Origin of the sequence: Christiangramia marina, assembly GCF_048285865.1 — a bacterium.
Lineage (GTDB): Bacteria > Bacteroidota > Bacteroidia > Flavobacteriales > Flavobacteriaceae > Christiangramia > Christiangramia marina.
Window position 1 is genome coordinate 1,263,432 of record NZ_JBLVTK010000001.1, and the last position, 11,075, is coordinate 1,274,506.

An 11,075-nucleotide genomic window follows, 5' to 3' on the forward strand; every position below is an offset into this window, starting at 1 on the left:
GGTACCTGGTCAGCCAACGATCAACGTAAATGGTAGTCGACTTGATGACAGGGCTAAGGCCGCTCTTAGAAGAGCTGGTAGAGGTGAATCTGTTCAGATTTATGATATTAATGCTTCCCTGCAGGGGAACTCAAGTTATAAGCTTAAGAAAGTTGCGCCAGTCGTAATTGAGCTTACAAACTAAAAATTGAATATAATGAGCTTGAAAGAAATTTTTGTTTATGGTTTTGTGATGATGATGGGTGCTTCTTCTTTCGGTCAGGCAAACATCCTGAATGCGAATAAACCTGAGGACATCGGGAAGAAATCGCAAGCTCAGGCTATGGTAGATCAGGAAGACAAACCTCTCGAATATGGGTACGTTGGAGACCGTGATATTTTATGGTCCAAAGGAACCTGGGAGATCATAGATTTGGATGAAAGAGTGAACTTTCCAATGTACTATCCAATAGATACCAATAATATTGGTTCTAGCAGAAGGTCATTGTATGATGTGCTTACTTCAGCTATCAAACAAGGGAAGATTCAAAACGTTTACGCCGATTCTTATTTTACTGAAAAACGTACTTTAAAAGATATTAGTGCTACTATTTCCAAAGTGGACACAACAGATCTCGGGATCGAACAGTATAATGCAGGGGAAGAGGTAGATGCTCAATTCATTGATCGTCGCGATCTTGGAGCTGCAGATATCGTAGAATATCATATTCGTGGGATCTGGTATTTTGATAAGCGTCTTGCAGAATTAAAGTATAGAATTCTAGGGATTGCTCCGGTAGCACCAGATGTTAACTTTATAGATTCAGGACAAACAGATTTGGTTGAGTTATTCTGGGTATGGTATCCAGATGCGCGTGAAGTTCTTCATGATGCACTGGTATTCACCGGAGGTAACACGGCGCAGACCATTACATTCGATCACTTATTGAACGCCAGGCGTTTTGATGGTGTCATCTACAAAGAAGATAATGTTCAGGGTGACCGTGAGATCGATGAGTATATCGCAGATAATGCATTTATGCAACTGCTGGAATCTCAGAGAATCAAAGAGCAAATTCGAAACTTTGAACAGGATATGTGGAGTTACTAACATCACTTTTTAATATTGAAAAGCGCTCTTCTAGGAGCGCTTTTTTTATTTTAATTTCATGGTAAATAAAAAGGTAGATTTTATAATTGTAGGGGCTGGTCTTGCCGGGCTGGCTATTAGCCGTGAACTACATTCAAGAGGTAAAAGCTTTATCACTTTTGATAACAGCTCCCAAACCTCTTCGTATGTTGCGGGAGGTATTTTTAATCCAGTTATTCTAAAGCGATTTACGCCCGCATGGAAAGCTAAAGAACAAATGGAAATTTCTATTCCATTTTATGCTGAATTGGAACAGGAACTACAGCAGGAGTTTATACATCACTGGGATATTTATAGAAGATTTTATTCAATAGAAGAGCAAAATGACTGGTTCGTAGCTGCAGACAAACCCTTACTAGCACCTTTTCTGGATCAAAAGCTGGTAAAGAATTCTAATCCTTCAGTAGAGACAGATTATGGGTTTGGACGCGTTATGCATACCGGAAACATCGATACCGAAGTTATGTTAGATGCCTATCGAGATCAGCTTCAGAAGAAACAGCAATTGATCGCTGAAAAGTTTGACTACGATCTTGTCAAAATGGATAGTGACTGCATAATGTACAGGGATATACATGCAAAGCATATTATTTTCTGCGAAGGATTCGGTGTCACCAAGAATCCGTTTTTCAACTATTTTCCACTACACGGGAATAAGGGTGAATACATTATTATCAAATCACCAGAACTTAAGCTTGAATTTGCCATCAAAGCCTCAGTTTTTATAATGCCTATGGGAAATGACCTGTACAAGGTAGGAGCCACCTATAATAATCATGATAAAACTCCAGAACCAACTTCAGAAGCTAGGGAGCAACTGGAAGCTTCCTTAAAACAGGTTGTCAATGCAAGTTATGAGGTAGTGGACCAGGTGGCAGGCATACGTCCTACTTCGGGAGATAGACGTCCTGTAGTTGGAAAACACCCTGAATTTGATACTATGTATTGCTTCAACGGTTTTGGTAGTCGGGGTGTCCTAATAGCCCCTTATCTCGCGCCAAAATTGGCTGATCATATACTTGAGGATTCTACTCTAGAAAAAGAAATTGATATTGCGAGGTTTCAGAAAAGATATTTTAAAAGATCCTAGGCCTTACCTGCATTCTTCTTATAACTGAAAAAGAGGTTTATCCAGATATTACGTGACAACCTCATGATCACAGGCATAAACACAATAAGGGTACCAACAATTGCAAAAAAGGAAGCTAAGAGGCTAGCACTTAGAAATACGTATGCAATCACAAAAGCTGCCACCGCAAAGGCGATTCCTAAACCGTAGCTTACATACATAGCCCCGTAAAAGAATGAAGGCTCTATTTTGTACTTCGTGCCACAATTACTACAACGTTCGTGCATTTCGTAAACCCGGTTGAGTTTATAGGGGTTTTGCTCTTTATACATGCTTTCTTCCTGACACACAGGACAGGTGCCGGTGACAATACTATAAACTTTAGTTCCTTTAAGCATGATGATCGTTTTTTTTGCAATTCAAATTTAAGCATCTTTGCACGAATTCTAAAGTTACAATAGTTACAAAATGCTCAATATTCATAATTTATCAGTATCGTTCCAGGGTGAATATCTCTTTAAAGAAGTAAGTTTTAGACTGGGTGCAGGAGATCGGGTAGGTCTTATTGGAAAGAACGGGGCTGGAAAATCCACCATGTTAAAGATCATTTCCGGAGAACAGGAATATGATACCGGGCAGATCGCTAAGGATAAAGAACTTAGAATTGGTTTTTTAAAGCAGGATCTGGAATTTGAACAGGGGAGAACTGTGATCGATGAAGCTCACCAGGCATTTGCAGAAATTAAGCAGCTGGAGGCGAAAATGGAGCATATCAATGAACAACTTGCTACCAGAACAGATTACGAAAGTGATTCCTATAGTCAATTGATCGAAGATCTAAGTGAGATCACTCATCAGTATGAGATCATTGGTGGTTATAATTATGAAGGTGAAACTGAAAAGGTTTTGCAGGGACTTGGGTTCCAACGCGAGGATTTTGGAAAACTAACCCAGACTTTTTCCGGTGGATGGAGAATGCGTATTGAACTGGCAAAACTTCTTCTACAGAGTAATGATATTTTGTTGTTGGATGAGCCTACCAACCACCTTGATATCGAAAGTATCATCTGGCTGGAAAGTTTTCTAAATAATTATACGGGTTGTGTGATGCTGGTATCTCACGATAAAATGTTTCTGAACAATGTAACCAATAGAAGTATTGAAATTTCTCTGGGACACATCTATGATTATCGAAAGCCTTATTCTGAATTTATAGAATTCAGAAAAGAATTACGGGAGCAGCAACTTGCAGCTCAGAAGAATCAGCAGAAGGAAATTGAGAATACAGAAAAACTGATCGATAAATTTAGGGCTAAAGCCAGTAAGGCTTCCATGGCTCAATCACTTATTAAAAGGCTTGATAAAATAGATCGTATTGAAGTTGATGAGGATGATAATTCAGTAATGAGCGTAAATTTTCCGGTTTCGGTAACCCCGGGGAAGGTTGTTATTGAGGCAGAGAATCTTCAGAAGTTTTACGGAGAGAAGCAGATTCTTAAAGATGTTGAACTACTTATTGAAAGACAAAGTAAGATCGCATTTGTGGGTCAGAATGGACAGGGGAAAACAACACTGGCAAAGATCATCATAGGTGAAATATCACATGAAGGAACTTTAAAACTTGGCCACAATGTACAACTTGGATACTTTGCCCAGAACCAAGCCGAATATCTAGATGGGGAAAAGACCGTGTTGGCAACTATGGAAGATGCTTCCAATGAAACGAACCGCACGAAAGTAAGAGATATGCTTGGTGCATTTCTTTTTAGAGGAGATGAAGTTGAAAAGAAAGTGAAAGTGCTTTCCGGTGGAGAAAGAAACAGGCTGGCCTTGTGTAAAATGTTGCTGGAACCATTCAATGTTCTGGTAATGGATGAGCCTACGAATCACTTGGACATTAAATCCAAAAACGTATTGAAGGATGCCTTGAAGAATTTTGAAGGTACGCTAATCATCGTTTCTCACGACAGGGACTTTCTGCAAGGGCTCACGAGTAGAGTTTACGAATTTCGTGATCATAAGATCAGAGAGTATCTTGGGGATCTGGATTTTTACCTTGATCAAAGAAAGATGCAGGATATGAGAGCTGTGGAGAAGTCCGACAAAGGCAGAAAAAACAAGCAGGACAAGACCAAAAATAAACAGTCTTCTTTTGAAGATCAGAAAGAGGCAAAAAGACTTAAGAACCAATTGAGCAAAGTAGAAGCAAAGATCACTAAGCTTGAAAAAGATATCAAGTCTAAGGATAAGGAGCTGGCTCAAAATTATGAGAAAACAATCACCAGATCAGATTTTTTGAACAAGTATAACGAATCAAAAAAGAAACTGGAGAATTTGATGAAGGAATGGGAAGAAATTCAATTCAGCCTGGAAGAAATCAGCTAATTAGATTTTTTAATTAAACTATCGGGGCTTAATTGAGTCCAACGACTACCATGGATAAACGCAAGATCATACTTTCTCTACTGGGCGTCGTGCTCATAGTAGGTGCCATTTTTGGGGCAAAGGCTATCATAGACAGCAAAGAACAGCCTAAACCAAACATTCAGAAGACCGTAAAAACGGTATTCGTAGATACGGTTCAAAATTCTTCTATAGCTATAAAAATTCCCGCGAACGGGAACCTGGTTGCGAAAGATCGGGTAGAACTCTACGCAGAAGTTCAGGGAGTGTTTCGCTATAGTTCTCAGGATTTTAAAGCAGGACAGGCATACAAAAGAGGCCAGACACTTTTGAAGATCGATGCGGCAGAATACGAAGCAAGTGTACAATCGGCAAAAAGTGAACTTTATAACCAGATCACAGCGATCATGCCAGATCTTAGACTGGATTACCCGGAGATCTTTCCGAAGTGGCAGGAATATTTAAACAATCTCGATGTTAATAGTTCTATCCCGCCATTGCCAGAATCAGCTAATGATAAAGAGCGATATTTTATAAGCGGTCGTGGAATTAATTCCGCATATTTCAATATCAAAAACCTTGAGCAGCGCCTGGTAAAGTACAGGATCACTGCACCATTTAATGGAGTTCTAACCGAAGCACTGGTTACCGAGGGAACTTTGATACGAAACGGACAGAAACTGGGAGAATTCATAGATCCCGAAGTTTATGAACTTCAGGTTTCAATAGGAAAACAGTATGCAGATCTCTTGCAGGTTGGTGAAAAAGTAAGTCTTACCGATAATAGTGGTAACAAAACTTACGAAGGTAGAGTAAGCCGGATTAACGCCAGGATTGATCAGGCAACACAAACTGTAAATGTTTTTATCGAAGTGGCTGCCGAAGGTTTGAAAGAAGGTATGTACATGCAGGCAAATCTGGATGCAAGAAATGAGGAAAATGCCATCGAAATTGATCGAAGCCTGGTGAACGATCGAAATGAGATCTTTACCGTTCAGGATTCAGTATTAAAAACTATCGAAGTGACGCCGGTATATTTTTCAGACCGCAAAGTGGTGATCAAGGGCGTGCCAGATGGTGAAGTAATCGTTACAAGGCAGGTGTCCGGAGCATACAACGGGATGCCGGTAAAGATCGCTGAGGAAAATAATACGGCAGATACTGCAGCTAGTTCTAATTCAAATTCTGAAAGCAAGGTACAATGAGAAGTATCATAAGTTACTTTATAAAGTACCACGTTGCGGTGAATGTCATGATCATCGCATTTGTCATATTTGGAGTTGTGGGAATGTTGCGAATGCAATCATCTTTTTTCCCATTGATCGAATCTGAGATCATAACCATCAATGTTACCTATCCCGGAGCAGCACCTGAAGAAATTGAGGAAGGAATTGTTCTTAAAATTGAAGATAACCTCAAAGGCCTGGTGGGAGTAGACCGGGTAACTTCAGTTTCAAGAGAGAATGGTGGTAGCATCACAGTGGAAATAGATTCAGACGAAGATATTGATGTGATGCTTTCCGAAGTGAAGAACGCAGTAGATAGAGTTCCCAATTTTCCGTCGGGCATGGAGCCATTGGTAGTTGCTAAACAGGAAAATATCCGTGAGACTTTTGACTTTTTTGTGAGCGGTGAGGGAGTGGACCTTGCAACTTTAAAGCAAATAGGAAGGCAGATCGAATATGATCTAAGGGCTATGGACGGTCTTTCTCAAATTGAACTGTCTGGATTTCCTGAAGAAGAGATCGAAATTGCAGTCGATGAAAATGACCTGCTGGCCTTCAATATTACTTTTACTGAAGTTGCCCAGGCTGTTGCACAGGCCAATATACTTACCACCGGTGGTAGTATTAAAACACAGGAAGAAGATTTCCTGATTCGTGCAGATAATCGCTCCTACTACGGAAAGGAATTAAATAAGTTGGTAGTAAAGTCACAAGCCGATGGGACTACGGTTACCCTGGAAGATGTGGCAACTATTCGCGACAGGTTTTCAGAAACCCCGAATGCATCTTATATCAATGGACAAATCGCGGTAAGCGTTAATATATCTACGACTAATAATGAGGATCTTATTTCAGCCGCAGAAAAGGTTCGTAATTATGTAGAAGAATTTAATGAGAAAAATGATACGCTAAAGATCATCGTGGAAGATGACCGTAGTATCACGCTAAATCAAAGAACGCAACTGCTAATTGAGAATGGAGCGGTTGGTATTATTTTAGTGCTTCTTTTTCTCTCATTTTTTCTGAATACCAGGCTGGCATTTTGGGTGGCTTTCGGGCTTCCTATTTCCTTTCTTGGAATGTTCATTTTCGCCGCGGGACTTGGGGTAACTATCAATGTCCTCTCATTATTTGGGATGATCATCGTGATCGGGATCCTTGTAGATGACGGGATCGTTATTTCTGAGAATATCTATCAGCATTACGAACGAGGTAAAAAGCCGGTGCAGGCGGCCATTGATGGAACAATGGAAGTGTTACCACCGATTCTATCCGCGATCATTACGACAATTCTTGCATTTTCCACATTCCTGTTTTTAGATAGCCGAATTGGAGAATTCTTTGGAGAAGTTAGTACCGTAGTTATTTTGACCCTGGTCGTTTCTTTGGTCGAAGCATTAATTATACTACCAGCGCATATTGCCCATTCGAGGGCTTTAGTTCGGGAAACTGAAGAAGAACAGAAAAAGAAGAAAGGCCTTTCGAGATTATTTCTGAAACTAAGGATCATTAATAAATACGGGGATCAATTGATGGCTTATCTACGGGATAAGCTATACGAACCTGTTATACGCGCTACAGTCGAACACAGGTTTCTAAGTCTCTCTATCCTGATCACACTATTTATACTAACAGTAGGTTCTGTAATGGGTGGCGTGGTGAACGTCACTTTATTTCCAAGTATCGCCAGCGACCGGGTAAGTATAGATCTATTGATGCCGGAAGGAACAAATCCTAAGAAGACAGATAGTATTATTTCCATGGTCGAGGATGCTGCATGGAGAGTGAACGAAGACTTTACTGAACGCCAGACCGGAAATAAGCAGGTCGTTAAGAATATTGTTCGCAGAGTTGGACCGGGCAATAACAAAGCATCTTTAAGAGTGAATTTGTTACCGGGAGAAGAAAGGGATTTTGGTTCTCCTGAAATTACCAATGCAATTCGAGATGAAGTAGGACAGGTCTACGGAGTTGAGCGTTTAACCTTTGGTAGCGGTGGAAACTTTGGCGGAAAGCCGGTTTCTGTATCCCTTTTAGGAAACAACCTGGAGGAACTTGAGCTTGCCAAGGAAGAACTGAAAGAGGCGATGGAAGAGAATTCTACGCTAAAAGATGTAACAGATACAGATCCTGATGGTATCAAAGAGATCACGATTAATCTTAACGAAAATGCATATGCCTTAGGATTAAATCTTAGAGAAGTAATGAGCCAGGTGCGCGCAGGATTCTTTGGATTACAGGCGCAGAGATTTCAGCGTGGGCAGGATGAAATTAGAGTATGGGTTCGTTACGATCGGGAGAATAGAGAGTCTATCAATGATCTGGATGATATGCGCATTGTAACTCCAGATGGAAACCGGGTGCCGTTTGGTGAGATCGCTACTTATGAAATTAGACGTGGTACAGAATCTATAAGTCACCTGGAAGGACTTCGCGAAATAAGGGTAGAGGCAGATATGGATGATCCGGATGCCAGTTCTACCGATGCTATTGCGAATATTGGAGAAAACGTACTTCCAGATATCTTATCAAAATATCCTAGTGTATCTGTTTCTTATGAGGGGCAGAATCGCGAAGCGGAAAAACTGACTAAATCTGCGGAAAAAGTTTTTCCTATCATTTTGTTTTTGATTTATGCGGTGATCGCTTTTACGTTTAGAAGCTATAGTCAGCCATTATTGCTAATGCTTATGATTCCATTCAGTATCATTGGTGTAGCATGGGGTCATTATATTCATGGTTTCCCTGTAAATATTCTTTCATTACTTGGGATCATTGCACTGGTGGGAATTATGGTAAATGACGGACTTGTTCTTATTGGGAAGTTCAATTCCTATTTGCGGGAAGGTATGCGCTTCGAGAAAGCACTTATTGAAGCCGGAAAATCGCGATTTAGAGCTATTTTCCTTACCTCTTTAACAACCATTGCAGGTATTGCACCATTACTTCTAGAAAAAAGCAGACAGGCGCAATTCTTAAAGCCTATGGCAATATCAATCGCGTACGGAATTTTTGTAGCAACCTTCTTAACTTTACTGGTGTTGCCATTATTGCTGTCCATTACCAATTCAGGTAAAGCCAGAGCTAAGTGGTTGAAAACCGGGAATAAAGTGAGTCGTGAATCTGTTGAAAGAGCGATCAAGGAGAAAAATGACGAAGATGAACGACAGAGTGAGATCGACGAGGCGAATAGGAATCAGAATTACTAGAAGATAATTGAACTTCAGAATAAAAAATTTCGAATGAGATTAAGAAAATTTATCCTAAGCTTTTTAATCGCACTTTTTTGGAGTGTTGGTTGTGTTGCACAGGATAGCCTGCTTACCAAGCAGGAAGTTATTTCCAGAGCTCTGGATGAGAACTTTGGAATAAGAATCGCTGAGAATAATGTCGAAATTGCCGATAACAATCAGAATATTTTAAATTCTGGCTATTTACCGACACTTACGGGACTCGCCGGAGCAAATTACGACCTGAATGATCGTGTTACAGAACCTGAAAATGGGGAAACGGTAGATCAACGCGGGATCGAAAGTAACCGATATAACGCCTCCATAAATTTAGGCTACACCTTGTTTGATGGCCTGGGACGTTTGTATAATTATAGAAGTCTTCAGGAGCAATATGATCTCTCTCAATTGGAAGCCCGTGAAACTATAGAAAATACCATTCTCCAGATCATGAGTGTGTATTATGAGGTTGCCAGACTTTCAGAAAACATCAATGTTCTGGAGGAGACTATGGAAATATCAAAGAATCGTGTAACTCGTGCTCAATATCAATTTGAATATGGGCAGGCGAACAATCTTGTGGTTCTGAATGCGAGGGTAGACGTGAATAACGATAGTATTTCTTTAATAGAAACCAAACAATTGCTGAAGAATACCAAGCGGGATCTAAATGTACTTCTGAATAGAGAAATAACTGCGAACGAATTTTCCGTGGATACTACAGTGACTTTTATAAGTGACCTTGAACTGGATAGCTTTGTTACTGAAGCTGAAGTTAATAATGTTTCGCTGCTACAGATCGAGCAAAGTCTGGAAATTAGTGACTACGATATCAAGATCAATAAGAGCGGCTATTTGCCTTCCATAGATCTTACTGGATCATATGGCTGGAATTTGAACCGAAGTGCTGCAACGGCCTTCTTTCCGGGTAGTACGACAACTACAGATGGACTTGCTGCTGGAGTTAGTTTACGCTGGGATTTGTTTGATGGAGGTTTTAGAAATATTCAGGTTAGAAATTCTAAAATAAGATATCAGAATCAGCAAATTCAGAAAGAACAATTAATCAGTCAGGTTCAACGCGATATCGCGAATTCCCTCGGAAATTATCGAAACAAGCTGTTTATTCTGAAAGTTCAGGAAGAAAACGTTGAAACGAACCTGAATAACTTCAATCGCTCCGAAGAGCAATATAAACTTGGAAGGATTTCTTCTATAGAATTCAGGCAGGCACAGATCAATCTATTAGATGCCAGAACCAGTCTCAATCTTGCCAAGTATGATGCTAAACTGGCAGAATTGCAGGTTTTACAATTAACGGGGCAATTGCTAAATGTAAATCTCTAGCTATGTACGAACATTTCTTTCAATGTCCTTACTGTTGGGAAGAAGTCTCTGTACTTCTGGATCCTTCTGTGCGAAAACAAACTTATATCGAGGATTGCGAAACTTGTTGCAATCCTATAGAATTCCAGGTAGAGTTTGAATCGAACGAACTGCAGATGTTTGAAGCTCAGCCAATAGAGCAATAATTCTTGTTAACTCAGCGAACCCGAAGTCTTTTTCAACTATCTTAGCAGCTAACCCTACGCCATCAACCATGTTAGCAACTTTCGATCTTCCAGGTCATGTGATTGGAATTATTATCAACTTAGATCTTACCGATAAAGTTTTAGACGAAGTAATTCTAGAGATCGAAGCTCGTTTTAAACAATACGATAAACTAAATGTCTATTTAGAGCTTGAAAAAGGTCATGAAATTAGTTTTAAGGCACTTCTAAAAGGAATAAAATTTAAATATTCTAACGCAGATCTTTTCGCTACAATAGCTATCGTGACAGATAGTTCGTGGTTTCAAAATGCTGTGAATGTGAGCGATATATTTCTAAATGTAGAGGTGAGGACTTATGATGTCAAAGATAGATTGGTTGCTCTCCAATGGATTTCAGTATAATTTTTTAAAAAAGTTTGGTTAGAAACTAAAAAACGTCTTATATTTGCCGTCCAATAGCGCGGGA

10 protein-coding genes are annotated in these 11,075 nt (G+C 39.9%); 9 read left to right on the forward strand and 1 reads right to left on the reverse strand.

Going from position 1 to position 11,075, the window contains the following annotated elements; translation table 11 throughout:
* From ACNKXS_RS05895 to ACNKXS_RS05905, 3 genes are all read left to right on the forward strand, one after another.
* Nucleotides 1-184: GldM family protein (locus ACNKXS_RS05895; protein ID WP_417920033.1), on the forward strand; the 184-nt coding region annotated here is incomplete at its 5' end.
* Nucleotides 185-196: 12 nt separating this feature from the next.
* Nucleotides 197-1,090: a type IX secretion system ring subunit PorN/GldN gene (gene porN / locus ACNKXS_RS05900; protein ID WP_295180748.1), complete on the forward strand. Its 894-nt coding sequence runs from the start codon at nt 197-199 to the stop codon at nt 1,088-1,090.
* A gap of 58 nt (nt 1,091-1,148) precedes the next feature.
* A complete protein-coding gene (locus ACNKXS_RS05905; RefSeq protein ID WP_417920034.1) occupies nt 1,149-2,219 on the forward strand; it encodes an NAD(P)/FAD-dependent oxidoreductase in 1,071 nt (356 codons plus the stop codon).
* Here the strand turns inward: ACNKXS_RS05905 and ACNKXS_RS05910 are convergent.
* Nucleotides 2,216-2,599, reverse strand: a complete 384-nt coding sequence (locus tag ACNKXS_RS05910) for a DUF983 domain-containing protein (RefSeq protein WP_298527048.1) — start codon at nt 2,597-2,599, stop codon at nt 2,216-2,218. The genes ACNKXS_RS05905 and ACNKXS_RS05910 overlap by 4 nt on opposite strands.
* A 67-nt stretch (nt 2,600-2,666) precedes the next feature.
* On the opposite strand from ACNKXS_RS05910, the gene ACNKXS_RS05915 reads away from it, so the two are divergent.
* From ACNKXS_RS05915 to ACNKXS_RS05940, 6 genes are all read left to right on the forward strand, one after another.
* Nucleotides 2,667-4,583, forward strand: a complete 1,917-nt coding sequence (locus tag ACNKXS_RS05915; RefSeq protein WP_417920035.1) for an ABC-F family ATP-binding cassette domain-containing protein — start codon at nt 2,667-2,669, stop codon at nt 4,581-4,583.
* Nucleotides 4,584-4,633: 50 nt separating this feature from the next.
* Complete coding sequence (locus ACNKXS_RS05920) at nt 4,634-5,806, forward strand: efflux RND transporter periplasmic adaptor subunit (RefSeq protein ID WP_417920149.1); 1,173 nt, start codon at nt 4,634-4,636, stop codon at nt 5,804-5,806.
* Nucleotides 5,803-9,036 (forward strand): efflux RND transporter permease subunit, encoded by a 3,234-nt coding sequence (locus ACNKXS_RS05925; protein ID WP_417920036.1) that lies wholly within the window; start codon nt 5,803-5,805, stop codon nt 9,034-9,036. The genes ACNKXS_RS05920 and ACNKXS_RS05925 overlap by 4 nt, the downstream gene beginning before the upstream one ends.
* Before the next feature lie 33 nt (nt 9,037-9,069).
* Nucleotides 9,070-10,404, forward strand: a complete 1,335-nt coding sequence (locus ACNKXS_RS05930; RefSeq protein WP_417920037.1) for a TolC family protein — start codon at nt 9,070-9,072, stop codon at nt 10,402-10,404.
* Nucleotides 10,405-10,406: 2 nt separating this feature from the next.
* Nucleotides 10,407-10,589, forward strand: a complete 183-nt coding sequence (locus tag ACNKXS_RS05935) for a CPXCG motif-containing cysteine-rich protein (RefSeq protein WP_405200349.1) — start codon at nt 10,407-10,409, stop codon at nt 10,587-10,589.
* A gap of 68 nt (nt 10,590-10,657) precedes the next feature.
* Nucleotides 10,658-11,011, forward strand: coding sequence for a SpoIIAA family protein (locus ACNKXS_RS05940; protein ID WP_417920038.1), 354 nt, complete (start codon nt 10,658-10,660; stop codon nt 11,009-11,011).
* Nucleotides 11,012-11,075: the final 64 nt, after the last annotated feature.